This is a genomic window from Bradyrhizobium zhengyangense (genome assembly GCF_022012435.1).
Taxonomy (GTDB): domain Bacteria; phylum Pseudomonadota; class Alphaproteobacteria; order Rhizobiales; family Xanthobacteraceae; genus Bradyrhizobium; species Bradyrhizobium zhengyangense.
In genome coordinates this window covers 386,256-410,214 of record NZ_JAKLUA010000002.1, presented here as the reverse complement: position 1 = coordinate 410,214, position 23,959 = coordinate 386,256, and the positions used below count along the sequence as shown (strand labels likewise).

Below are 23,959 nucleotides of genomic sequence, written 5' to 3'. Positions count from 1 at the left end.
TCATCCGCGAAGTGCGAGAACCTCGTCCTCACGCGCCAGAAACAGATCGTATTGGTTCACATAGCTGTAGAAGAGCCCACCGATGTTGCGGTAGTGAGTCCATAGGAAAAGGCGCGCCTGCGTCACAGCTTCCCCGGCCGCCATCGGATCGGGATCGGCCAGACGATAGAAAAATCGAAAAAAGATCTCCGCGAAGCGGCTGCCGAACACGATCGGAACCTTGGTTTCGGTGCCGATATAGGCGCGACAGCCCCGCTCGAAGAACGCTTCTTCCAGATCGTTGGCCATATAGGGGTCGGCGGCCGCCGTTGTGCAGGCGTTCGCGAACACCAGCGGTCTGTCAACCAGCACAGACGTTCCGAAATCCGTTTGCGCGACGACGTTGGCAGGATCGTTGGTGCTGCCGAAGCGCAGCGTCGGATTATTGCCGGCGCCGGTACTGCATTGGCAGAAGAGATAAAGGACAGAGGTCGGCGACGGCTGCGGGTCGTTCAGCAGCGTGAGCAATTCCGCCTTGGCGTTCTGCACCTTGTGAGGAACGAAAACCTGGTTCTGCCAGGCGCTCCACTGCGCACGCTGCCATTGTGCCTCCTGTCCGGTCACGTCGGTGGGAGCGTCGCCCCAATAGAGGAAGTGAGCTCGATGCGTTGCATCAAGTGCGCCGAGAGATCGCGATGCCGGGGCCGCAACGTGGGACGTGTAAGCTATCCGGCACCTCAGGCCGAGAAAGCCCATCGGATCGATCGGCTGCCCCTCAGGTGGCACGTCAGCCGTGTACATCAGACCGAACGGCACGTGCGGAATAAACCCTGCACCGGCCTTTGGGGTCCATGAAACATTCAAGCGCGCTCCTGGGACGAGCGCGGCGATCCATTGGTTGAGATTGGAATTGCGCGGGAAGAATGCGTGAAACAACAGCCGGCCGTGCTGCGCGACCTTGCGCAGCTCCGGGCTGGCGGCCATTTTGTCCCACTCCTGTTGGTGCGACGGATCGGCGTAATTGCCGAGTGAGCTCCAACTATATTCGGGTCCCCCCTGGTGCTGGCTCCAGCGCGTCAGGCGACCAGCAAGATCCGCCGGATCGATATTGTTGAAGTGGTGTTCCCACGCAGCCCGCATCTCCTCCGCTGCGTCCCGAACGTTCTGAATTTTCCCACTGACTTGAGCCGGCACGCCGAGCCATGGCTCCAGCGAATCCACCTGCTCGGTGCCGGCCAAGCCTTGCACATAGGCCTGCGGCCCCAACACCGCGACGCCCAGGATCCCGTTAGGCGTCGTCCATTCATGCGTGGTGCCCAGGCCAACGTGGACTGTTGCCGTCGGCATGATCTCGTCGGCGATGTGGACCGGCTCGACAGGCGCAACGTCAGGACTGTCGGCGGCGGCCAGTTCGATCCTGAATTGCCGATAGGTTTCGTTGAACCTCGGAAACCCTCCCTCTCTCCGCGCTGTGATGCAGACATCGATCGCTGGAGAGGCTTGCAACGGCTTGATCCGAAGCTGCGGCGTTGCACTGTCACCTTCTTTGGGAATGAGGACCTTGAAGCGTCCGCTCCAGGTCGATACACCGCCGACGGTTTCAACCTTCGCTTCAGTATCGGGCGTGCCGGCGGCGAGTTCGGCGCCGCGAGCAACGATCAACCAATCGGTTGGCAATCCCGCTGGCGGAACATCGTTCGGATTGACCGCGGCCGCTTCTCCAGATGTCAGGCTGCCGCTGACCGGTTGCCCGACCCTGAAATTGAGAAGATAGGTCTCACCAATCTTCAGGGCCTGCTTCAGGCCCACCTTCCCCCCTCCTATCCAAATGTTGATCTGGCGCTCGCTCGCGGGCACGAGCGAAGCGGGAGGATTTGCTCTGACCTTCGGCGCCAGGAGTGGCTCCACCGCCTCAACGGCTGTCTGAAGCTCGCGCTGGTCCGAAACAATGACCTCACGCTCTCCAATCTTGATGCTGATTTGTCCGCCCTGCCTCATTCGCTCCAGCATTCCGGCGAATTCGCTCTTGATGATGGTCAGAGCGACAGCAGGCTCGGCAATGAGCAGCTTGTTGTCGGTAACGATCACTGTGTCGAAGCCAAGATCGGAAAAGAATTTTCCCTTCACGTTGCTTTGTCGGCGATCCGTCTCTACGGCGACGCGCCCGTATTTCTTCGTCGAGTCGGCAAATTCAGCAAAGAGCCTCTGCGACTCCCGATGCCTTTCAGCATCCCGTTTCTCGCGTTCGAGAAAATCCCAGGAATCGACCCGCTCCGCTACTCCCGGCGTATGGATGGTGTAACTGGAAAAATACTTTATCACCACCGCGGGAGCGAAGTCGGCGCTCATAGGGAGCCTCTTTGGCTACAGACTAATGTCCGGACTCTATCGGCCGATCATACAATACTCTCTCCGAAACGAAATCGGCAATCTGCGGTAGAATATGATGGTCATAGCCGCGCGACCGCGGAAGCGCCAGCACCCTTGCGGAGGCTTCGGTTCTAGGGCCGCGACTGCTGAAGCGGGTCAGCCCGCGAAAGCTTGCCACGCGGACAACCCGCCACGCCGCAGCGAGGCGCCTGAGCGCCAATGGGGCTGAAATCGCGCGAGTCGATGCTTGAGATCACCCGAGGTTCGCCGCTGTGTGCGACGAACCTCGCGCTGTCTCAATAGCAAGGCGGATAAGGATAATATCCGCAGGCCCTCCGGTAGCCGTACGCACCGTAAGCCCCGGCAGCTCCGACCGCCGCTGCGCCGTAATAGGCGCGCCGATGCACCCTGCGGTTCACGCCCGCGACGCTCATCGGCGTCAGCGGTCGCCCTACTCTCGCTTCTGCACGGTCGATCGAGACCGATGGCAGTGTTGAGGACGAGGTGTGTACCGACAAAGGTGCGGCGGTTGACAGAGCCACCGCCACGACCAGCCCAAGACGCCTGACGTTGAAGATCATGTTGTTTCCTCCCGTTCGAACGCTGACCCGCCCAACGTGATGTGCCCCCACGGCCGAACCTTTGATCAGGGTCAACACCAGGCACAAATGTGAGACAGAGGTACTGACGTGCCTCCGATCGGGTCACAGCCTCTTGGCGCGAACAAGGCCGTCACTTGCCTTCGCAAGAGGCGCAAGGAGGCTCAGCTTTACACGATCACAAAGTTCGACGCGTGCAATTGGCTGATCGCGGTGTCGGCGAAATCGATCGACCCGGCGTTGGGCACACTGCCCAGCGCAAGCACCGTCCCGCCATGGCCATCGCTCCTGAGCGCGCTCATGATGTCGGCGACGGAGCGATAATTGCCGGCGCCGTTTGCAAGATCGATGACGCCGAGCGCATCATGACCAAATCCGGCAATCGTATCGATCTGGTTGCCGGAGTTGACAGAGACGGTCAGACCCGAGCTGTGATCGGTGATGTCGACATGGGCCGGGCCATTGATGATCGCCTGGTTTCCGAATCCGACAAAGTTGAACTGATCTGATCCGCCATTGGCTGTGATGACGTCCTGGCCAATCTGGTTCGTCACATTTGCCGTGGAGCCGTTGAGCACGACGTGATTGGCGACCCCGCCGAGGGTGATCGTATCGTGGCCCGCGCCGGCGACGATGCTGTCCACTCCGTTGCCGGCTATGATCGTGTTCGTCCCGGAACCGACGCTGATCTGGTTGGCCATCCCGTCGAGGTCAACGGTGTTGTCGCCATCGCCGAGAGTGATGTTATTGGCGCCGCCTCCGCTCGTGACGACGTCGTTGCCGTTTCCAAGCACGACTTTGTTGCCAAATCCGGAGAGCGTCACCTGGTCGTCGCCATTGCCTGATGTCGTCGTGCTCGCGCCGTCACCCGGATGAACGATATCCTTGCCGTTGCCCAGCGTGATGATGTTTCCGTATCCGCTGGCGTCGATGCTGTCGTTGCCATTGCCGAGCGCAATCGTGGTCGCGCCTGTCGCCCCCTTCACCGTGACATTGCCGTCGCCGCCGGTGACACGGTTGTCGAAGCCCGCGAGATAGACGGAGCTGTCGCCACTTGGCACATCGACAGCGGCGTACAGTCCGGCGTAGATCGCGTCGTCCCCGCCGTTGCCGTGGATGATATTGAACATTCCATAGGCATGGATGATGTCGTTGCCCGTCGTGCCCTCGATGATCGCATAACCGGATGCCGGACCGTTGATCGTCGTAGGACCGGTCGGATGCGTGTCCGCCGTTAGCAAAATGCCGTCGGCGCCGTCTTTCGTGATGCCGAAATGCGTGACTGACGTATCCGCCAGGATGAAAGTCTCGCTCGCCGTGCCGTTACTGACCGTAAGTGTCGAGCCGGACACAGTCGCCGTTGCACCGTTTGTATAGGACAGCCCGGAAAGGTCGATCTGGTCACCGAGCGCAATGCCTTTGATCGCGCTTGCGAAGGTCGATGGGCCCGAGACCAGCTTCTGCTCGATCCTGAGCGTGCCCTGGCCGGAGAAAGTGATCACGTCGTCAGCGATTGCACCCGCCTTGAGGTCAAGCGTCCCTCCAGCGATCGTGGTTGCGCCGACAATGCCGCCTGCTTCCACGAGCTCTGTGGCGCCATGATGGATTGTCGAAGCGTTCGCGGTGCCCTGATCGAGCACGTCAAGCGTGCCGCTGTTCAGGGTGGTGGAGGTGACGATGCCGCCGTCCGAGACGGAAACGCTACCGGAATTGAGGATTGTTCCAGTCGCCTCGCTGGCGTCGACCGCTGGTGCGCTTGGATCGGGCGGTAAACTTGGGTCGTTGGTCACGGGATCCGGTATCGATCCCGAGACCGTCATCGCACCGCCATCGATGGTGGCGTTCTTGGCGATCCCCGCCCCGGTCAGGTGCAATTGTCCGCCGCTGCCAACATCAGCCGAATCGAATTCGCTTCTGATGACGGTGGCATAATAACCACCGGGCGAATAATAAACGGTCTCTCCCGACGCATTGACGATACCGCCTGACGCCACGATGGTATCGCTGGCAATCCCCCCATTGGTGAGATTCTGGACGCCGCCGGCATTGACTGTGGTCGACGAGACGATGCCGGTGTCGACATCCTGTTCGCCGCCAGTGTTGATGGTGGTGTGATCGGCCCGTCCTGGTCCCGGCTCATCATGGATATAAAGGCCGGCGACATGCTGAATGCCGCCCATGCTGATCGTCGTATAGCTGGCGGTGGCGAGAAGCTCGACATCCTGTTCGCCGCCATTGATGACGGTGTTGGTCGCTGAGCCTCCCTCGCCGAAGTTGCCGACGATTTGCTTGCCGCCCGCCGATATCGTCGTGTTCGTGGCTGCGCCGATCACCTTATACGTGACGCCGCTCGCTACGGTGAAGCCGTCTACCGCATAGTCATAGTCAACGACAAACGTTGCGCCACTCTGGAAGGTGGCATTGGAAAACGTCGCACCGGCTTCAAGGATGAGCGTTCCGCCTGTGGTGACAATGCTGTTCTTGAGAATGCCGCCGTCCAAAACGGTCAACGTCACGCCATTCGCAACCGCAAATCCGTTCTCAATCGTGCCGCCGCCGATCTCGAAGGTGCTGCCGGCATTGAAGACCGTCCCCGAAAAACTGGCATTTCCGAGTACGATGAAAGCGCCACCTAGATTGACGACCGTGTTGGTCGCCGTCGCGCCGGCGGATAGTTGCATCGTTCCCAGATCGATTGTCGTGTCGGTCGCTGTGCCACCTGCATCCACATTCAGCGTAGCGAAGTTTTGCAGGGTCGTGCCGGATGCCAACGCGCCGTTCGATACCGCCAAGGTTCCACCATTTTCGATAGTGGTGCCGATCGCCATGCTGGCGTCGACGGCCGGCTGGCCGGGGACGCCAGCAAACGGATCCGGTATCGATCCCGAGACCGTCATGACGCCGCCATGGACGATGGCATCCACTGCGGTTCCGCCCCCCGTGACGTCGAATTCGCCCTGGTAGTTGATGGTTGCACCGGTCGCTACGCTTCGGATCACCGGTTCCGGATACACGGGTGCCGTTTCGACAGTCTCTCCCGAGACTTTGAGAACGCCGCCGGATTCGACAATGGTGCCGCTGGCGCTACCACCATTGGTCACGTTCTGGATGCCGCCTGAATTGACCCTCGTCGCCGTTGCGATACCGGTGTCGACGTCCTGCTCGCCGCCATCGATGGCGGTGTGATCGGCCTTGCCGGGGGTTGGGCCCTCATGGACATATTCGCCAGTGACGCGCTGGACGCCCTGGTAGATGGTCGTATAGCTGGCGAGGCCATTGGAGACGACGTCCTGCTCTCCGCCAAAGATGTTCGTGTTGGTTGCCGTGGATGTCGTGGAGGATCCGCCGACTGTCTGCGAACCACCAGTCAGGATCCATGTGCGATCGACGGAAATGCCGCCACTGACATCCATCGTATCGCCATCGTGGAGCGTGACTCCACTGGCGGGAGGAACAACCGTCATATGAATGCTCCGCGTTTGGTTCCCAAGACATCAAACGAGCAAAGCAAAAATCATTGGAAGGTTATTCAACCTGAGACTGCTGGAGATGAGAATGGCTGTCAAGCAACCATTGTCTCGAGTCTTGAACGAATGCTCGCGCGATGCAGCTCACGAAAATCGCGACGCTTATGCGGGTTCATCTTGCTGGATGAATTTTTATCAACAGCATGACGGAACTTCCGGCGACCGCACGCTTTCGAAATTGCGCGAGACATCCGCATCGACGAGGATCAATTCCCGCTTCGTGGGGGAGACCAGGGCGTGTCCCCATAAATCTGACACGTCCGCTCTGCATCCAACAGTGGCCGAACGGCCGACATCGATCTTCATCGGCTATGCGCACACAAGCTGACATCGCCAAAGTTAGGTTCGGGGCGACGGCTGCGCTACAGGTTGCTGCGACGATGGCGTAGAAGATTGCTGCTGCGGAGCGGTGACCGCCTGCTGATCGCCGCCACCATGCGGAACGCATGTCGACATTGCTCAACAGCGGTCTGGCTTCGACATCACGGACGATCTATTCGGGCAATCCCGCTTTTCGAAGCCCCTCAATAAACAGCTTTGGGCTCTTGGGAGACCGGGCGATATGCGCCGATATTGTAAAGGAAGGATCGATCTCAAGCACACGCGCCGCCGCAGCACGCGCCTCAACGTCGCGTCCTAGATGGGCGAAGGCGGACGCAAGGCCGCGGCAAGCTGGCAAAAATGAGGGATTATGACGAAGGGCTCTCTTCAGTGCGACGATTGCCTCGTCAAAGCGCCGAAGTGCTATAAGGGCATGCGCAATGCCAAGAAACGTCATGTGTAGCAGCGGATCTACCGGGCTCATGCGAATTGCGCGTTCAAAGCTAAGTATCGCCTCCTCCGGCAGACCCGCCATCGTATAGACCCAGCCTCTGTTGTTCCAAGTACGCCATGAATTTGGGTTGAGTGCGACCGCCCTGTCAGCCAATTCAATCTCGGCTTCACTATCGCCGACCATGCCCGCCAGGATCACCGCAACCCGCGACAAGATATCTGGATCATCATCACCGATCCTTAATGCCAAACGAGCGAGCCGGACTGCTTCCTTGCGGTCAAACTGAGGATCGTTGGTATAGCCCAAGGCGACGTTGCTCGCATGGCAGTCGCCTGCCAGCGCCGCTGCAGACCCGAATCTCGGATCCAGATCCAAAGCGCAATGAGCCAGCCTGATCGCCTCGGCCAAACTTTCCCGGGTCGTCAGGTAATACTGCTGCATGGATCGCAGGAACAAGTCATACGCGGTGAGGTTCTCCGGTCGCCTCCGCGTCGCCACTTCAATTTCTGTTTGAATCATCTTCGGTTGAATAGCCGAGACAACCGCGACCGCTACTTCGTCCTGGAGGGCAAACACATCGGCAAGGTCACGCTCAAACCTTTCCGCCCATAGATGCGCACCTGTAACCGCATCGATCAACTGCCCTGCGATGCGAACCTTCCCCGACGCCTTCCGCACAGACCCCTCGAGGACATAGCGCACGCCGAGCCTGCGTCCGATTTCCTTGATATCGACGGCTTTTCCCTTGAACGTAAAGGTCGAGTGACGTGCGATGACAAACAGAGACTTAAACCGCGACAGCGCTGTGATGATCTCCTCTACCATGCCCTCCGCAAAATATTCCTGCTCCGGCTCGCCGCTCATGTTCTCAAACGGCAGCACGGCGATGGAAGGTCTGTCGGGGAGTGCAAGATCGACTTTCTGAACTTCCACCTGATCGTCGGCAACTATTGCCTCTGCCGGTTCCTTCGCTTCCCGAACAGCTCCAACGAAACGAAAGCCCTTGCGCTGTAGTGTCTTGATGAAGCGCTGTTCGTCGCCAGAATCACCAATTGCAACCCGGGCGGCGTTTAAGCGGGTTGTCAGCGCCGCATCGGATACGCTACGGCCATTCCAAATGGTTTTGATGAGGTCATCCTTGCTGACAACTCGCTCCCTATTGCGGATCAAGTAATCAATGAGGTCAAACACCTGTGGTGCGACGGAGACGACGTCCGCCCCGCGATGCAGTTCGCGTCGGTCGGTATCGAATACGTACTCTGCAAAGAGATAGCGCACGATGCGAATCCCGTTGGATGAGCCTTGCCAGGACGGGGGGGCGTCCTGGCCCACCGTAAATCGCGAGAATAAGCCGTCGGTACGGAAAATGTAAGCTGCCAGTTAAGCGTCCCCGCTAATCCCGCGCCACTCTCCGGTCGGTGCAAAACACCGTCCAGGAGACACCGAAATGACCACGATGCATGGCCCGGCATGGCTGGAATGGACATTTGTATCGACCCGGCATGTCACCAGCTTCATCTGGAAATGTTGGGATGCCCTTCAGGAGCGCCGCCGACGCCAGAAATTGAGCGCTACCTTGTCCGACTTGAGCGACGGAGAACTGATGGATATCGGCACCACGCGCGGCGAGATCGACTACGTCGCCTCGCACCGAGGTCTTGACCCTCGAGGCATCCGGTCCGGTGAATGGCTGCGATATCTGCCAACTGTGGACGGTCAGTTAGGACCGACTGACTTTCGGTAGAGGTCACGAGCGCTGGATGGCCGCGCCTGAATTCCCACTGATCCTCCTAAGACACCAGGCATTGGGACTTGTCGCGGTAAGGTCCAGACGGGCCACTTCCGGATGTAGGCACCGCAACAACAAGGAGACGAAGCCTCTTGCTCTAACCAAACTGAGCAACCGATCCCAAGGGTGGACCAGACCATCGATCTTGGATCATACGCGTGGTTCATAGACGATCGTCGACGTATCACGTCATGCTACCCGGAATGAAACAACGGACACGCGGATGTCCGTCGATGTAGTGCTTCCAGACCATGGTCCGTCCGGCAAGATTGGGCTGCTTGATGACAGCGCCGTCTGGCACCAGGACCCATTCGTCGTCGATGCGAACGCGATATTGTCCGTGATCGGACTTCCAATTCGGTTCGGAGACCACGTAGGCGTCGGAGTCCTCACAGCACTTCCCGAATTCGCTTTGCAGACTCTCGAACCAGGGCTTCAGCGGGGAATTCGCATAGCGCCCGTCGTCGCGCGCAAACGTCGCGGTGGACACCAGCACCAGGCAGATTTGAGCTGCCAAGCGCTTCACCGCTCTGATCGCCAGCATTTCGTCACCTCGGCCATCTCGTAAAATCAGTTTCGATTCAGCGCAGCTGGCGCAATGGGCAAGGAGCGCAGGAACACGAAGCGGGAGGTCACGGGTATTTCCGCCTCGGCGCGACCATCCTGGCCGATGAGAATGAGACCTGCTCCCCCATTTGCCACGGTCAGGATGACCTCTTCACCAGTCCATGTCCGGATCGGATTCATCCCGATGACGAGAAACTCACCTACGGGCTGGTCCAGATATTGAAGTCTGAGCTGCGGAGCGATTTCGGGCGGTGCAAGCCCGAAGCCCAATTGCTGCGCGAGTTCGTAGATTTGCCGCAACGGCACCGTCTCACCCCTGAAACCCAGATCGGCCGCGGTCACTGTCAGAAGTGTTACCGCCGTTCTGACACCGCTGAGCGTAAACGCAGGTCGGGCAAGAGCCTCCGCAGCCGAGTTACCGACGCCGCAACCAATCGCACTCAGCGCGGTGAGGAGAGCAAACGTATCCGGGAACGTCCCGATGCTGATCGTTTTCCATTCGGCAACATCCGAAACGGACGTTACCGGACCCATGCGTGTCGGGACAACGGGCGCCGCCTTGAGCACTAGCTGCCTCTGCAACACATCGCGCGCCGAGCATTGGGCGTGAGCGCGGCTCGCGGAGGCGAGAACGCATACGACCCAGATCAAAAGCCTGGCTGCAGTAGCAGCCCACGTCAGTGCAGCCATCCGCCTCATGACATCCTCCCTCGTGACGTGATATCCGCAAGCAGTTCATATTTTTCAGCCGTGCACGAGGATGCGCCAAGGTCATGGGAAGCGCTTTACAGGCGCCTTCCATTCTTCTTACCGTCTGCTTACATATCGGCTCCACGGGGAGCGATCGGACCGCAGGAGGATGCATTTGCTTTACTCCTTTTCGATTTTCACGCTGGATACGGAACGGAGGGAGCTGCGGCGAGGAGCCGAGACCCTCTCTGTCGCGCCGCAGGTATTCGACCTTCTGAACTATCTGATCCGGAACAGGGACCGCGTCGTCAGTAAGGACGAGCTCATCGCGGGCGTTTGGAATGGTCGCACCGTCTCCGATGCCGCGCTGACGACGCGCATCAATGGTGCCCGGTGTGCAATCGGCGACACTGGTGAGAAACAGGACCTGATCAAGACGCTTCCGCGCAAAGGTTTCCGCTTCGTGGGTGAAGTGCAGGAAGCCGGGAGCTCCGCAAATGAGGCGGTGGGCTCGGTCGAGCGAACCAGCGACATGCCGCCGCGCCTATCCATCGTCGTGCTGCCCTTCGCGAACCTGAGCGGCGACCGTGAGCAGGACTATTTCGTGGATGGTGTAACCGAGAGTTTGACCACAGACTTGTCGCGCATCGCCGGTTCATTTGTAATCGCACAAAACAGCGCCGTATCATACAAGGGTAGAGCAGTCGATGTACGGCAAGTCGGCCGCGAATTAAACGTTCGCTACGTGCTCGAAGGTTCAGTGCAACGCAGCGGCAAACGGCTCCGGATGAACGTGCAGTTGATTGATGCTATCAGCGGCCAGCATCTTTGGGGCGAGCGCTTCGAGAAGTCTGTCATCGACCTGTTCGACATGCAGGACGAAATCGTATCGAGGCTCGCCAATACATTAGGTGCCCAACTCATCGAGGCTGAGGCGCGACGAGCCGAGCGTACGCCGCACCCTGATGCGATGGATTTGTACTTCCAAGGCCGGGCCTGGTTGATGAAGGGGTTTCGCCCTGAATGCGTAACGCAAGCCCGGAGCTTCTTCGAACGCTCTCTCGCGCACGACCCCGGCAACGTCGAAGCAATGATTGGCCTGGCAAATGTTGATACGGCAGTTGCAACCAGCTTTACGACGGATGATGGGCCTGCGCGGTTTGCAGCGGCCGAGGCGATGGTGAATCAGGCATTGTCGATCAGGCCGAACCGTACTTCCGCCCACTTGGCCCGGGGTTGGGTCCAGATCTTTACGAACCGGGCTGCCCAAGGCATCCGTGAATTCGAGCATGTCTTGGCGCTGGATTCGAACAGGCCCAGCGCTCATGCGGCCCTCGGTTTTGCCAAATTGTATATGGGGCTCGCTGCCGAGACCGAAGGCCATGTACTCGAGGCTCTACGTCTGTCCCCTCGCGACATTGAAGCCTTCCAGTGGACCTGTTATGTGGGCGTGGCCAAGCTACAGCTGGGTTCGGACGTCGAAGCCGTCAGTTGGCTACGACGAAGCACTGAGGCGAACCGCAACTTTCCTCTCGCTCATTTGGCGCTCGCCGCTGCGTTAGGCCTGACCGGCGCCCTCGATGAGGCGCGAACTGCTGCAAGAACAGGACTTGCGCTCAACTCTGGTTTCACCATCCGTCGCTTCGTCACTGCTCAACAAAGCGACAATCCAACTTTCCTTGCTGGGGTCGAGCGCGTGTGTGAAGGCTTCCGCCTCGCTGGCGTGCCGGAAGAGTGATGGACGTTTCCGGCGGGAAAGCATCATCCTCTCCTCCCGTCCGTATGCGCATTCTATCTGGAATCGAGGCGGAACGGCAGCGGCGGCTAAGTGGCTGCTACTCCGCAGGACCAGCCGTTACTGCCCGCTCGCCCTTTGCTCGAACGCGCTCAGCACGGCGAGCGTCATCGCGGTGATGCCGGTCTGGATGGTCGGCTTCGGCACCGGCGCGAACAGCGGGGAATGGTTGCCGGGAAGCGGCGTTCCGCTCTTGTTGGCGGCTGCCCACGCATCCGGGTCATAGACGCCGATATTGAACATCATCAACGGCACGCCAGATGCGCCGAACTCGGAGAAGTCCTCGCTCGCGGTGTTCGCCGGCGACAGGATCAGCTTCTCGCCGAACGCGGCCTTTGAACCTGATATAAAGGTCGTCGGCGCTGTGACCTTCCTGCGCTTTCCTCTCGCCCAGCCGGATCGACCGCCATGATGACATCGTGCCGGTGTTTTGCCCGACGTGTCAACGTCGACGCGATTCAGGGGGTCGTCGCGTCCGCGTCTGAAAAAGCCCTTGTCGTTCAAAGGCCGTTCTACTGTGCATGGGGTTGTTTTCGGCTTCTGATCTTGGCCGTCTGACAAAAAGCAGCTGCGGCTCACTCCGCCTGCAGGATTTCGGCAATCGCAGCGGCCGCTGCGATCGTGCCGAGCCTGCCGCCGACGTCGCGCGTCGCCCTGCCCGCCCCGAGCGCCTTCGCCACCGCCGCCTCGATCGCGCGCGCCGCTTCCTCGTAGCGCACCGCATTGTTCCTCTCGCCGTGCCAGGCCAGCAGCAGCGCAGTCGACAGGATCAGCGAGACCGGATTGGCGACGTCCTGGCCTGCGATGTCGGGCGCCGAGCCGTGCGCGGCCTGCGCCATGGCATAGCGGTCGCCGACATTGAGCGAGCCGCCGAGGCCGAGGCTGCCGGAGAGCTCGGCGGTGAGATCGGAGAGGATGTCCCCGAACATGTTGGTGGCGACGATGACGTCGAAGCGGTCGGGGCTCCGCACCATATGCGCCATCATGGCGTCGACGAGGACGTCGTCGACAGCAAGGCCCGGGTACGCGTTCGCCGCCGCGCGGCAGATGTCGAGGAACATGCCGTCGCCGATCTTGAGCACATTGGCCTTGTGCACGATGGTGAGATGCTTGCGTCGTTTCATCGCCAGGCGACAGGCAGCGTGGGCGATGCGCTCGCAGCACAGGCGCGTGATCCGGCGCAGCGAGATCACGACGTCTGATGTGACCAGCATCTCGCCATTGCCTTGCTCCATGTTGCGGTCGGCGTAAAAGCCTTCCGTGTTCTCGCGCACGACGACGAGATCGAAATCGCCGAGCCTGCCGGGCCGCCCGGCATAGGTGCGCGCGGGCCTGATGTTGGCGTAGAGGTCCAGGTTCTTGCGAAAGTGCCTGGACGGATTGATCTCGCCATGCGCCTCGTCCTTGAAGTCGAAGGTCGCGGTGGGCCCCAGGATCAGGCCGTCCGCGGCGCGGACGCTGTCGAGCAGCTCGGGGCGCACCGTGGTGCCTGATAGCTTCAGGCTCGCATGCCCTACCGCATGCTCTTCCAGCCGCAGGTTGAGCTGGAAGCGCTCGGACGCCGCGCGCAGCACGCCTGATGTCGCGGCCGTGATCTCCGGTCCGATGCCGTCTCCCGGCAGAACGACGATGTGCATGGTGATCCCCTTCCGAGAGCGGCGCCTGATCTTCGCGCATACAATGCATGCAAGCATAAGCCTGTGGAAGCAGCCTCAGGCGTAGTACATGCCCTAAACCATTTGAGCCACGCTGTCGGAGAACGCGCAAGGCAATGACATCAACGTTACCTGCCGCTGCGCGCGAGCCCGATCATCCCAAAGCCGATGGCCTGCCGGCCGAGCAGCGGCGCTGGGCGATTGCCGCGATCTTCACCGCGCTGGCGATGGCCTCGCTCGACACCGCGATCGCCAACATCGCGCTGCCGGCCATCGCCGCCGATCTGCATGTCAGCCCGGAGCAATCGGTCTGGGTGGTCAATGTCTACCAGATCGCGCTGGTGGCAACGCTGCTGCCGCTCGGGGCGCTCGGCGAGATCGTCGGGCACCAGCGCATCTATCTCGGGGGGCTGATCCTGTTCACCATCGCCTCGCTGCTTTGCGCGGTGGCGTGGTCGCTGGAGAGCCTGCTGGTCGCGCGCACGCTTCAGGGCCTCGGCGCGAGCGGCATCATGAGCGTCAACACCGCGCTGGTGCGCTTCGTCTATCCCGGACGGATGCAGGGCCGCGGCTTCGGCCATAACGCGCTGGTGGTAGCCACCGCTTTCACTTTCGGCCCGTCGATCGCGTCAGCGATCCTCGCGGTCGGACCGTGGCCGTGGCTGTTCGCCGTCAACATCCCCTTCGGCCTCATCGCAACAGGCATCGGCTTTGCGATGCTGCCGAAGACGCCGCGCGCTGATCACGATTTTGATTTTGTTGGCGCGGCCCTCGCCTCAGCCTGCCTCGGCCTGTTCATCATCGGCATCGGCAGCGCCGCGCACAATCTGTCGCCTGTCGTCGTCGGCATCGAGTTGATCGCTGCCCTGGTGCTCGGCTTCATCCTGACGCGACGTCACGCCGATCATCCCGCGCCGATGTTGCCGATCGATTTATTCGCGCGGCCGATGTTCGCGCTGTCGGCGGCAACTGCGGTCTGCTCCTTCGCCGTGCAAGGCCTCGCCTTCGTCTCATTGCCATTTTACTTCGAGGATGTGCTCGGCCGCTCGCAGGTCGAGACCGGCTTCTTCATGACGCCGTGGCCGCTGGTGGTCGGCATCATGGCGCCGATCGCCGGGCGCCTCTCCGACCGGCATCCGGTTGGCCTTTTGGGCGGGATCGGCCTCCTTCTGCTCGGCCTCGGCATGGCGCTGCTGGCGCTGCTTCCGGCGAGCCCGAGCATCCCTGACATCATCTGGCGGATCATGATCTGCGGCATGGGCTTCGGCTTCTTCCAGGCGCCGAACATGAAGGCGATCATGGGAAGCGCCCCGCCACACCGCGGCGGCAGCGCCTCGGGCATCGTGGCCACGGCGCGCCTGACCGGTCAGACGACCGGCGCCGCGCTTGCCGCGGCGTGCTTTGCCATGGCCGGTCACAACGGCGCCACCGTTGCGCTAGCACTCGGCGCAGGCTTTGCCGGGCTCGGCAGCGTGATGAGTTTTTTGCGGCTGGCAGTGAAATAGGCTGTGCTTCAGGGCGCCTTCTGCGCGATCGGCTGGCTGACGATGGTTGCCGTATCGAGCGGCTCGCATGTGATCGTGCGCCGCAGCTTGGGTGGACCTGCCCAACCCGCAGAGTCGCTCACAGACACGAACGTGTCCCCTTGTGGGGCGAGAATGATCGGCTCCGACTTCAGGCAGGCGTCAGGAAATGCGATGGCGTGGCCCGCGCTCTTCGAGAGATGCCCAATCAGCATCTGTGCCCCCTGCATTCGCGCAGCCGGCGAGGCCCGCATCGAACGATCAGAATCGAAGGCGCGGTAGCACGGCCAGTCGGTGTGACCAGGCGCGAACTCATAGGTGATCCTGCAAGCCGCCCCGGCCGATTTCACGAATGGCGCATCCGAAGGCGCCGCGACGTCGCGTTCGAAGACCAGCGTCTGTAATGTCAGTGCTTCCGTCGTCGCATCCGGCGAGACGGGCTTGTCCGGGTCGATTGCGATTTCACCGCGCGAGAACACCAGCTTCGTCTTGGGCTGAACATCCCGGGTCTCCAGCACCATCATAGGCCGTGCAGCCCAGGAGCGATCCAGATCAAGGTCCTTGCCCCCCATCGTCAGCCGGACGGTACCGACGGCGGGATTATCCTTGGCGAAATCGATCGTCCGGACGCGCACGGTCTCCTTCGATGCCTCCAGGCTCAGGAAACGCAGATCATCGATCTTGCGCGTGATCGGCATCATCGGATCGAACCGATCGTCGATATTGAACCGGACGATCTTCTTCAGCTTGGCCAACGCAGGTCCCTTGGGCGTAGCCGGGGGCGCGACGTCGATCACGAGCAGCGCACCACCCGGTGAATAGGTATCGCCAAGCACACGCTGCCAGATCGCCGTCAACGGCGAGTTCGTCCGCTGGTCGACATCTCGCGCGAAGACGATCTGCTGTCCGGGACGAATGACCGGAAAGTCCTGGAACGCGCCGAGCGCTGCGCCTTTGCTGACGTCATCCCCGGAGAAGTTGATGCATTTGGACTGGTCGTCATGACCGGATGGATCGATTGGCCTCGATGCCGAACGCGAGCAGAAGCTGAGATCATTGTCGACCGTCTTCTGCGGGCTGATGGCGGTCGCGTAGATCGGTTCGCTCGCGCCCGGAATTTCCATCGGGAGCGGAGACGTCGCGAACATGTCGACCTCCACCATGGTCAACGACGAACCGGCATCTTTCGAGCAGAGATCCCGCCGAGGCAGCGTATTGGTGAGAAGCCGCGCGGCATCCGCGCCAACGATGCAGGACATCGTGTCCTGCGGATTGTTGCGGCTCATCCAGATCAGATGGTTCTTGCCCGCACTGTCGACCAGCAAATGCGGCGCGGCATGATGACGACGCGGCGGCAGCCAGATCGGCACGGTCTCCGAGAGCATCGGCTCGCGCTTGAGCAATGCCTCAGGCAGCTTCGTCACGCCGACCGAGCGCAGTTCGGCGTCGACCTCGTTCGGGTCCTGCGTATATTCGAACACCGGAATTTGTCCGCAAGTCATGCAGGTTACGGCGATGTCGGATCGAACGTTCTCGAACGACAGGATGACTTGGTCCGGATCGTTGCGATATTTGACGGGATCCACGGCCTTGAACGGATGATCCACGACGCGGCTCGCCTGGAAACCATCCGAGCGGAACGGATCGGATTCGAACTCGAAATAGGTCGATCGATCCCAGCCGCGAAAGGCGTTGTACCCACCCATACTGACGCCTGCGAGGACCATCTTCGAATCGGTCTGGCAGCGCGTAGCGCTGCCGGTCCCGCTGCCGTTGCGAATATAGGTGCACAGACGGAACGCCGCATTTTGCAGGATGCGGTCGCAATCGTTCTGGTTATAGCCATAGGTAGCGAGGCCGTGGCGGTAGCAGAGGTCATGGAACACGCAGGCCTGCCGGAAGCGCTGCAGGACGAGATGACGCTTGCCCTTGGAATCCCTGCTTCCATCGAAGAAGACGTTGGTCAGAGCAGGAAGGCTGCAATTCAACCCCTCCCCGCTGCCACCAATCGTGCTGACGACATCCGGTCCCGCTTCAAAGGAGGTGACGGTGGCGGGCATCTCACCATCGGTAATGTCGTCGACATTCTTGTAGATGGAGTCGGCGACTAACGAGGGCAGATAATTGAAGACAAGAACAATCGCGACGATCGCCGCGACCATCCAGCCGATCACCTTCCTTGACATGCCGCACCCCCCCGCAAAAGCTATTCTCGTAGCAATGCCGATCTTGATCGCCGACAGGCCTGGAAGTCCGCTGGAATCGCCGCAATCGATGGCGCCCCCGTGTTGTCCCGGAAACGATCACCCCCAGGTTGTCGCGCTGTCAAGCGAGCCCGCACGGTCAGCCCTGAATTTTGAGGACGTCAGGGCCGATTTTGCGCTACGGCCGCGCCGGCAGCAACGACTGGAACCGGCAGTTGCTCACCCAGCGCGGGCCTTCGCGTGGCCATCTCAAAGCGCGCAACACCGCCCGATCCACTATCTTCCCGCAATCGCGAGAATCTTCGATACCGGCCCCTCAGACTCTTGATTTGAAAGGTTCGAGTTTGCCGGACACATTGCGCCCCCGAGTCCATCGGTGGATGGGCCAATCAGGGGACTTGCGATGGCAAACCTAACAATCAACGGAAAAACCTTCACGCTCGATGTCGAGGCGGATACGCCGCTGCTCTGGGCGATCCGCGAGAATGCCGGCCTGACCGGGACCAAATATGGCTGCGGGATCGCACAATGCGGTGCCTGCACCGTGCACTTGGACGGTGTCGCCACCCGTTCCTGCGGGATTTCGGTCGCCGAGGCCGAGGGCAAGAAGATCACCACCATCGAAGGGCTCGGCTCCGGTGCGACGCTGCATAAGGTGCAGGAGGCCTGGATCGCCCAGGACGTTCCGCAATGCGGCTATTGCCAGAGCGGCATGATCATGGCGGTGACGGCGCTCCTGAACGAGAAGCCGAAGCCGACCGACGCCGACATCGACGAGGCCATCACCAATATCTGCCGCTGCGGCACCTTCCAGCAGGTGCGCGAGGCGATCCACACGATCGCAAGCGCGTAAGGGAGCTGGCACATGAACAAGCATGTTTCTCCCAAATTGAACCGCCGCGCCTTCGTAATCGGCACCGCCGCTGTCGGCGCTGGTCTTGCCATCGGCTTCGACCTGCCGTTTGGAGGTCCCACCGTGGTTCGCGCGGCTGACGGCTCGCCCGAGGTCAATGCCTGGGTCGTGATCCGGCCTGACGATACAGTGGTGATCCGCGTCGCCCGCTCGGAGATGGGCCAGGGCTCACTGACGGGCCTCGCCCAGCTCGTCGCCGAGGAACTCGAATGCGACTGGACCAAGGTCACCACCGAATTCCCCTCGCCTGGCCAGAACGTCGCGCGCAAGCGAGTCTGGGGAGATTACTCGACCGGCGGCAGCCGCGGCATCCGCGGCTCGCACGACTATGTCCGCAAGGGCGGCGCCGCCGCACGCATGATGCTGATCCAGGCCGCGGCCAATGACTGGAAGGTGCCGGCCTCTGAATGCACAGCCGTCAATAGCGTCATCACCCACACGCCATCGGGCAAGACCACGACCTACGGCAAGGTCGCCGAAGCCGCGGCCAAGCTGACGCCCCCGACTGACGTCAAGCTGAAGGATCCCAAGGATTGGCGGTTGATCGGCAAGGGCGTGAAGCGGCTCGACACCCCGGACAAGGTCACCGGCACCACCGTCTATGGCATCGACGTCAAGCTGCCCGGCATGCTCAACGCTGCGATCAAGGATTGCCCTGTTACCGGCGGCAAGCTGAAAAGCTATGACGAAGCCAAGATCGCCGGCATGAAAGGTGTGAAGAAGGTGATGAAGGTCGGCGACACCGCAGTTGCGGTCGTGGCCGACACGTTCTGGCACGCCAAGACCGCGCTCGATGCGCTGCCGATCGTCTGGGACGAAGGCGAGAACGCCAAAGTCTCCAGCGCCTCGATCGCAAAATGGCTGGCCGAAGGCCTCGATGGCGGTCCGGCCTATGTCGGCAACTCCAACGGCGATACGAAGGCCGCCCTTGTCGGTGCCGCCAAGACGATCGAAGCCGTCTACAACTATCCCTACCAGAACCACGCCACGATGGAGCCGATGAACGCCACCGCGCTCTACACGGCCGACAAATGCGAGGTCTGGTGTGGCACGCAGAATGGCGAGGCGGCGTTCGCCGCCGCACTGGAAGCATCAGAACTTCCGGCCGAGAAATGCGACGTCAACAAGCTGCTGCTCGGCGGCGGCTTCGGCCGGCGCGGCCAGACCGACTATGTCCGGCAGGCCGTGCTGATCGCCAAGCAGATGCCGGGCACGCCGATCAAGCTGATATGGACGCGCGAAGAGGACATGACGCACGGCCGGTACCATCCGGTCACGCAATGCAAACTGACCGCGGGCTTCGATGCCGACAACAATCTGACGGCATTCCATATGCGGATCTCCGGCCAGTCGATCCTCGCGAGCTTGAGGCCGGACGCACTCGTCAAGGGCATGGACCCGGCGACATTCGCCGGCCTCAACGCCAAGGGCGATGCACCGTTTGGATACTCGGTGCCCAATCTCCTGATCGAGCATTCGATGCGCAACCCGCACATCATCCCAGGCTTCTGGCGCGGAGTGAACGTGAATCAGAACGCCATCTATGTCGAATGCTTCATGGATGAGCTGGCGCACGCAGCAGGGCAAGACCCCCTCGAGTTCCGGCGCAAGCTGATGAAGGATCATCCGAAGCATCTCGCTGTGCTGGAGGCCGTGGCCGAGAAGATTGGCTGGAGCACTGCGCCGCCGCAGGGCGTTTATCGCGGACTTGCGCACTTCGCCTCCTACGGCAGCTATGTCGCGGCGGCCGCGGAGATCTCCGTCATTGACGGCACCAAGATCAAGGTGCATCGCATCGTTGCGGCGACCGACCCCGGCTATGCCGTCAACCCGGCCCAGATCGAACGGCAGATTGCCGGGTCGTTCGTCTACGGCCTGAGCGGACTGTTCTATGGCGGCATCACGGTCAAGGATGGCGCCGTCGAACAGACAAACTTCGATACCTACGATTCGATGCGGATCGCGGCGATGCCGAAGGTGGAATCGATCGTGATGCCGAGTGGCGGTTTCTGGGGCGGTGTCGGCGAGCCGACGATCGGCGTTGCTGGACCAGCGGTGCTCAACGCCTACTTCGCAGCCACCGGCAAACGAATCCGTTCCGTGCCGCTGCGCGATCAGAACATCACCTTCGCATGAGAAACACCGCGGCGGCCATCATGGCCGCCGCGGTACTTGCCTGGATGACCTCAATGACCACGCGACCGGTGACACGTCGGAGCGCCGTGCTCGGCATCACCGCCGCGGCGGCTACATTGGCACGGCCATCGGTCCTGCTTGCGCAATCGACAGGTCGCATCGTCGTGGTCGGCGGCGGCTTCGGGGGAGCCGCCTGCGCCCGCGCGCTCAAGCGGGCGCAGGTAGACCTGCAGGTGATCCTGATCGATCCCAATGCGGTCTTCACCGCCTGTCCTCTCAGCAACGAGGTGATCGCGGGCTTGCACGATATCGAGGCGCAGCAGTTTGGCCATGAAAAGGTCGCCGCCGAAGGCGTCACCGTGATCGGCCAGACCGTAACCACCATCGCGCCGGAGCAGCGCAGCGTCATGACCGCCGACGGCGTCGCGCTGCCCTATGACCGCCTCGTGCTCTCGCCCGGCATCGACTTCCATTTCGAGGCGCTGCCCGGCTACGACGAGGCCGCGTCGGAAACAATGCCGCATGCGTGGAAGGCCGGCGCGCAGACGTTGCTGCTGCGCAGGCAGTTGGAAGCGATGGACGATGGTGGCACTGTCGCCATCGCCGTCCCCGCCAATCCCTCGCGCTGTCCGCCCGCGCCTTACGAGCGCGCCAGCCTGATCGCGCATTATTTGAAGACGAAAAAGCCGCGCTCGAAAGTGCTGATCCTCGATGCCAAGGACACTTTCTCGCAGCAGCGGCTGTTCGAGCAGGCTTGGAAAGAACTGTACGGCGACATGATTGAACGAATCGGCCTGTCACAAGGCGGTCGCGTCACCTCGATCGATCCCGCCACCAAGACCATCGTCACCGAATTCGGCAATTACAGCCCTGACGTCGCCAATGTCATCCCGCCGCAGCGCGCTGGGCGCATTGCCGAGATCGCGGGTGCAACTGATGCCACCGGTTGGTGCCCGATCGACCCCGTCACCTTCGAGTCAAAGCTTGTCAAGAATATTCACGTCATCGGCGACGCTTGCCTTGGCGGCGGCATTCCCAAATCGGCATCGGCCGCAAATGCGCAAGGCAAGGCTTGCGCTGCCGCCATCGTCAATCTGCTCGCCGGCCGCACGCCGGAGACACCGCGGCTCACCGGCGTCTGCTACAACATTGTCGCACCCGGTTATGGCTTCTCGCTCGCGGGCAACTACCAACCCAGGGGCGACATCTTTGTCGAGGTCGAGGGCGGCGCTACGAGCCCGGTCGATGCGCCGCGTGAGCTGCGCACCCGCGAAGCGGCCGAGGCGGAGCGCTGGTTTCAAACCATCACGGCGGACACCTTTGGCTAGGTCGACGATCACCATCGCAGTGCTGTTTGCTAGTGTGGTGCACGTCGCCAACGCACGTGCGGACGGATTAGCCCGCTACGAGATCACCGGCGACGGCATCGCGACATCGCTCACGGGCGCGCCCGGCGATGCCGTGCGCGGGCGCACGCTGGCGCTGGCGCGAACGACGACCTGCATCCTCTGCCATTCCGGCCCCTTCCCGGAAGCGCGGTTCCAGGGCGACTTGGCGCCCGATCTCACCGGCGCGGGGAACCGCTGGACGGCAAGCCAGTTGCGGCTTCGGCTGGTTGACGCCTCACGCTTCAATCCGGACACCATCATGCCGTCCTATTATCGCAACGAGGGGCTGGTTCGGGTCGGACGCAATTTCGCGGAGAAACCGATATTGTCGGCCACAGAGATCGAGGACATCGTGGCCTTTCTCGCAACACTTCGGGACTAAGCTGATGCGGATGACGCGACGACAATTCTTGAGCTTGGCCGGAGGCGTCACAGTCGCCGGGACGATCCCGGTCGTCACGCTGCGGCCGCTCAAAGCGACGCCCGCGATGCTCAACACTGCGATCCGGAACCTCGTCGGCGAGGTCCCCATTCGCACCGGCAAGGTCAAGCTCGACATTCCGCCGCTGGTCGAGAACGGCAACACGGTGCCGATGACGGTCAGCGTCGCGAGCGCGATGACCGCGGACGACTACGTGAAGAGCATCCACGTCTTCAACGAGAAGAACCCTCAGCCCAACATCGGAAATTTCTACCTGAACCCGTCCTCCGGACGCGCGCAGGTCTCGACGCGGATCCGGCTTGCCGACACCCAGAAAGTGGTCGCAATCGCCCGCCTCTCCGACGATAGTTTCTGGCAGGTCGCCGCGGATATTGTCGTGACGCTCGCCGCCTGCACCGAGGAGGTGAATTGATGGCCGCGCTCATCAACGTCCCCTCAAAAGCCAAACGCGGCGACATCATCGAGATCCGCACGCTGACCTCACACATCATGGAAACCGGTTTTCGCCGCACCATGGATGGCGCGCTGGTGCCGCGCGACATCATCACGAGCTTCACCTGCCGCTACAACGGCACCGAGATTTTTCGCGCGGATCTGTTTCCGGCGATCGCCGCCAACCCTTACTTGTCCTTCTTCACGATCGCCAAGGAGAGCGGCAAGCTCGAGTTCGAATGGATCGGCGACAACGGCTACTCGTCCAGGGCATCGGCATCGATCACGGTCGAATGATTTTCTGGCGCGCGATAGCGGTGGCGGCGCTTGCCGCCACGACCTCTGCCCTTCTGGCCGGTGAGATCCCGCCCGATGCGCGCCGCTCCGGCTATTCCTTCATGAGTCCTGATACGCGCGCCATGCAGGATGACGACACCTCCAATCCGGGCATGCTGTTCGTGCTGGATGGCGAGGCCTTATGGGGTAGGAAGGTCGGCAGCGCCGACAAGGCGTGCGCCGACTGTCACGGCGATGCGCGAAGCAGTATGAAGGGCGTCGCGGCGCGCTATCCGGCGTTCGACCGGACGCTGGGGCGCCCCGTCACCCTCGACCAGCGCATCAACCTTTGCCGTGCCAATCATCAGCAGGCGAGCTCACTGCCTTACGAGGGCCACGACATCCTGGCGCTGTCCGCCTTCGTTGCTCATCAGTCGCGCGGCGTTGCGATCACCACAGGCGATGATCCACAACTTATTGCTTTCGTCGAACAGGGGCGCAGCCTCTTCATGCAGCGCGAGGGACAACTCAACCTGGCCTGCACCAATTGCCATGACGACAACTTTGACAAGCACCTTGCAGGCTCGCCGATCACGCAAGGGCAGCCGACCGGCTATCCGCTCTATCGGCTGGAATGGCAGACGCTGGGATCCCTGGAGCGGCGCTTGCGCAGCTGCATGACCGGCGTCCGCGCCCAAGCCTATGAGTATGGCGCGCCCGAATTGGTCGCGCTCGAACTCTACCTGATGTCGCGGGCCCGCGGAATGCCGATGGAAACGCCGGCGGTGCGACCGTAACGCATAAATTAGGGCTAGGCAGGCGTGGAACGGTCGCTAGTATCCCCCCAAAGAATTGAATCAGAGGGAGGGACTAAAGTGGCTGACCATAAAATCTCGCGC

Annotated in this window: 20 protein-coding genes; 12 read left to right on the top strand and 8 right to left on the bottom strand. The window is 61.4% G+C overall.

Going from position 1 to position 23,959, the window contains the following annotated elements:
- Together L6637_RS10325 and L6637_RS10315 are read right to left on the bottom strand one after the other, a co-directional pair.
- The gene (locus L6637_RS10325; RefSeq protein ID WP_237870439.1) at positions 1 to 2,328 is read right to left on the bottom strand and encodes a C25 family cysteine peptidase; all 2,328 of its coding nucleotides are present in this window, start codon (positions 2,326 to 2,328) and stop codon (positions 1 to 3) included.
- A 790-nt stretch (positions 2,329 to 3,118) separates the two neighbouring features.
- Complete coding sequence (locus L6637_RS10315; RefSeq protein ID WP_237870710.1) at positions 3,119 to 6,361, bottom strand: hypothetical protein; 3,243 nt, start codon at positions 6,359 to 6,361, stop codon at positions 3,119 to 3,121.
- Between the two features lie 142 nt (positions 6,362 to 6,503).
- Between L6637_RS10315 and L6637_RS10310 the strand changes: the two genes are divergently transcribed.
- The gene (locus tag L6637_RS10310; protein WP_237870437.1) at positions 6,504 to 6,803 is read left to right on the top strand and encodes a hypothetical protein; all 300 of its coding nucleotides are present in this window, start codon (positions 6,504 to 6,506) and stop codon (positions 6,801 to 6,803) included.
- A 165-nt stretch (positions 6,804 to 6,968) separates the two neighbouring features.
- Here the strand turns inward: L6637_RS10310 and L6637_RS10305 are convergent, their stop codons facing one another.
- A complete protein-coding gene (locus L6637_RS10305; protein ID WP_237870435.1) occupies positions 6,969 to 8,528 on the bottom strand; it encodes a tetratricopeptide repeat protein in 1,560 nt (519 codons plus the stop codon).
- A 169-nt stretch (positions 8,529 to 8,697) separates the two neighbouring features.
- Between L6637_RS10305 and L6637_RS10300 the strand changes: the two genes are divergently transcribed.
- Complete coding sequence (locus L6637_RS10300) at positions 8,698 to 8,994, top strand: DUF1127 domain-containing protein (RefSeq protein ID WP_237870433.1); 297 nt, start codon at positions 8,698 to 8,700, stop codon at positions 8,992 to 8,994.
- A 229-nt stretch (positions 8,995 to 9,223) separates the two neighbouring features.
- Here L6637_RS10300 and L6637_RS10295 read toward each other — a convergent pair whose 3' ends face one another.
- The gene (locus L6637_RS10295; protein ID WP_237863571.1) at positions 9,224 to 9,583 is read right to left on the bottom strand and encodes a hypothetical protein; all 360 of its coding nucleotides are present in this window, start codon (positions 9,581 to 9,583) and stop codon (positions 9,224 to 9,226) included.
- A 26-nt stretch (positions 9,584 to 9,609) separates the two neighbouring features.
- Entirely contained in the window at positions 9,610 to 10,305 is a 696-nt protein-coding gene (locus L6637_RS10290; protein WP_237863570.1) for a hypothetical protein, read from the bottom strand.
- A 160-nt stretch (positions 10,306 to 10,465) separates the two neighbouring features.
- Between L6637_RS10290 and L6637_RS10285 the strand changes: the two genes are divergently transcribed.
- On the top strand, positions 10,466 to 12,034 hold the full coding sequence (locus L6637_RS10285) for a winged helix-turn-helix domain-containing protein (RefSeq protein WP_237870431.1): 1,569 nt from the start codon (positions 10,466 to 10,468) through the stop codon (positions 12,032 to 12,034).
- Between the two features lie 117 nt (positions 12,035 to 12,151).
- Here the strand turns inward: L6637_RS10285 and L6637_RS10280 are convergent, their stop codons facing one another.
- On the bottom strand, positions 12,152 to 12,337 hold the full coding sequence (locus tag L6637_RS10280; RefSeq protein ID WP_237870429.1) for a hypothetical protein: 186 nt from the start codon (positions 12,335 to 12,337) through the stop codon (positions 12,152 to 12,154).
- On the opposite strand from L6637_RS10280, the gene L6637_RS10275 reads away from it, so the two are divergent.
- A complete protein-coding gene (locus L6637_RS10275; protein WP_237870427.1) occupies positions 12,327 to 12,503 on the top strand; it encodes a hypothetical protein in 177 nt (58 codons plus the stop codon). The genes L6637_RS10280 and L6637_RS10275 overlap by 11 nt on opposite strands.
- 163 nt (positions 12,504 to 12,666) lie before the next feature.
- Here the strand turns inward: L6637_RS10275 and L6637_RS10270 are convergent, their stop codons facing one another.
- Positions 12,667 to 13,728: an isocitrate/isopropylmalate dehydrogenase family protein gene (locus L6637_RS10270; RefSeq protein ID WP_237870425.1), complete on the bottom strand. Its 1,062-nt coding sequence runs from the start codon at positions 13,726 to 13,728 to the stop codon at positions 12,667 to 12,669.
- Between the two features lie 134 nt (positions 13,729 to 13,862).
- Here L6637_RS10270 and L6637_RS10265 point away from each other — a divergent pair, with 134 nt between their 5' ends.
- Positions 13,863 to 15,251, top strand: a complete 1,389-nt coding sequence (locus L6637_RS10265) for an MFS transporter (protein ID WP_237870423.1) — start codon at positions 13,863 to 13,865, stop codon at positions 15,249 to 15,251.
- 8 nt (positions 15,252 to 15,259) lie between these two features.
- Here L6637_RS10265 and L6637_RS10260 read toward each other — a convergent pair whose 3' ends face one another.
- A complete protein-coding gene (locus L6637_RS10260; RefSeq protein WP_237870421.1) occupies positions 15,260 to 17,455 on the bottom strand; it encodes a hypothetical protein in 2,196 nt (731 codons plus the stop codon).
- A gap of 421 nt (positions 17,456 to 17,876) precedes the next feature.
- On the opposite strand from L6637_RS10260, the gene L6637_RS10255 reads away from it, so the two are divergent.
- The 7 genes from L6637_RS10255 to soxA are packed head-to-tail and all read left to right on the top strand — an operon-like array spanning position 17,877 to position 23,857.
- Positions 17,877 to 18,326 (top strand): (2Fe-2S)-binding protein, encoded by a 450-nt coding sequence (locus tag L6637_RS10255; protein WP_237870419.1) that lies wholly within the window; start codon positions 17,877 to 17,879, stop codon positions 18,324 to 18,326.
- Between the two features lie 12 nt (positions 18,327 to 18,338).
- Positions 18,339 to 20,522 carry a xanthine dehydrogenase family protein molybdopterin-binding subunit gene (locus L6637_RS10250; RefSeq protein WP_237870417.1) on the top strand — a complete coding sequence of 728 codons (2,184 nt, stop codon included), beginning with the start codon at positions 18,339 to 18,341 and terminating at the stop codon, positions 20,520 to 20,522.
- Between the two features lie 44 nt (positions 20,523 to 20,566).
- Positions 20,567 to 21,850 (top strand): NAD(P)/FAD-dependent oxidoreductase, encoded by a 1,284-nt coding sequence (locus L6637_RS10245; protein WP_237863882.1) that lies wholly within the window; start codon positions 20,567 to 20,569, stop codon positions 21,848 to 21,850.
- Positions 21,843 to 22,292, top strand: coding sequence for a sulfur oxidation c-type cytochrome SoxX (gene soxX / locus L6637_RS10240; RefSeq protein ID WP_237863562.1), 450 nt, complete (start codon positions 21,843 to 21,845; stop codon positions 22,290 to 22,292). Before L6637_RS10245 ends, soxX begins: the two co-directional genes overlap by 8 nt.
- 4 nt (positions 22,293 to 22,296) lie before the next feature.
- Positions 22,297 to 22,764: a SoxY-related AACIE arm protein gene (locus L6637_RS10235; RefSeq protein ID WP_237863561.1), complete on the top strand. Its 468-nt coding sequence runs from the start codon at positions 22,297 to 22,299 to the stop codon at positions 22,762 to 22,764.
- Complete coding sequence (soxZ, locus tag L6637_RS10230; RefSeq protein ID WP_237863560.1) at positions 22,764 to 23,081, top strand: thiosulfate oxidation carrier complex protein SoxZ; 318 nt, start codon at positions 22,764 to 22,766, stop codon at positions 23,079 to 23,081. Before L6637_RS10235 ends, soxZ begins: the two co-directional genes overlap by 1 nt.
- Positions 23,078 to 23,857, top strand: a complete 780-nt coding sequence (gene soxA, locus L6637_RS10225) for a sulfur oxidation c-type cytochrome SoxA (RefSeq protein WP_237863559.1) — start codon at positions 23,078 to 23,080, stop codon at positions 23,855 to 23,857. Before soxZ ends, soxA begins: the two co-directional genes overlap by 4 nt.
- Positions 23,858 to 23,959 lie beyond the last annotated feature (102 nt).

What these genes read in the sequence shown, in the direction of transcription:
- L6637_RS10250 (WP_237870417.1), top strand. Translation starts at nt 18,339, where the DNA reads ATGAACAAGCATGTTTCTCCCAAATTGAACCGCCGCGCCTTCGTAATC.
- L6637_RS10265 (WP_237870423.1), top strand. Translation starts at nt 13,863, where the DNA reads ATGACATCAACGTTACCTGCCGCTGCGCGCGAGCCCGATCATCCCAAA.
- L6637_RS10285 (WP_237870431.1), top strand. Translation starts at nt 10,466, where the DNA reads ATGCATTTGCTTTACTCCTTTTCGATTTTCACGCTGGATACGGAACGG.
- L6637_RS10300 (WP_237870433.1), top strand. Translation starts at nt 8,698, where the DNA reads ATGACCACGATGCATGGCCCGGCATGGCTGGAATGGACATTTGTATCG.
- L6637_RS10295 (WP_237863571.1), bottom strand. Translation starts at nt 9,583, where the DNA reads ATGCTGGCGATCAGAGCGGTGAAGCGCTTGGCAGCTCAAATCTGCCTG.
- L6637_RS10290 (WP_237863570.1), bottom strand. Translation starts at nt 10,305, where the DNA reads ATGAGGCGGATGGCTGCACTGACGTGGGCTGCTACTGCAGCCAGGCTT.
- L6637_RS10310 (WP_237870437.1), top strand. Translation starts at nt 6,504, where the DNA reads ATGGCTGTCAAGCAACCATTGTCTCGAGTCTTGAACGAATGCTCGCGC.
- L6637_RS10255 (WP_237870419.1), top strand. Translation starts at nt 17,877, where the DNA reads ATGGCAAACCTAACAATCAACGGAAAAACCTTCACGCTCGATGTCGAG.
- L6637_RS10315 (WP_237870710.1), bottom strand. Translation starts at nt 6,361, where the DNA reads ATGGATGTCAGTGGCGGCATTTCCGTCGATCGCACATGGATCCTGACT.
- L6637_RS10325 (WP_237870439.1), bottom strand. Translation starts at nt 2,328, where the DNA reads ATGAGCGCCGACTTCGCTCCCGCGGTGGTGATAAAGTATTTTTCCAGT.
- L6637_RS10245 (WP_237863882.1), top strand. Translation starts at nt 20,567, where the DNA reads ATGACCTCAATGACCACGCGACCGGTGACACGTCGGAGCGCCGTGCTC.
- L6637_RS10280 (WP_237870429.1), bottom strand. Translation starts at nt 12,337, where the DNA reads ATGATGTTCAATATCGGCGTCTATGACCCGGATGCGTGGGCAGCCGCC.
- soxA (WP_237863559.1), top strand. Translation starts at nt 23,078, where the DNA reads ATGATTTTCTGGCGCGCGATAGCGGTGGCGGCGCTTGCCGCCACGACC.
- L6637_RS10270 (WP_237870425.1), bottom strand. Translation starts at nt 13,728, where the DNA reads ATGCACATCGTCGTTCTGCCGGGAGACGGCATCGGACCGGAGATCACG.
- soxZ (WP_237863560.1), top strand. Translation starts at nt 22,764, where the DNA reads ATGGCCGCGCTCATCAACGTCCCCTCAAAAGCCAAACGCGGCGACATC.
- L6637_RS10260 (WP_237870421.1), bottom strand. Translation starts at nt 17,455, where the DNA reads ATGTCAAGGAAGGTGATCGGCTGGATGGTCGCGGCGATCGTCGCGATT.
- L6637_RS10235 (WP_237863561.1), top strand. Translation starts at nt 22,297, where the DNA reads ATGCGGATGACGCGACGACAATTCTTGAGCTTGGCCGGAGGCGTCACA.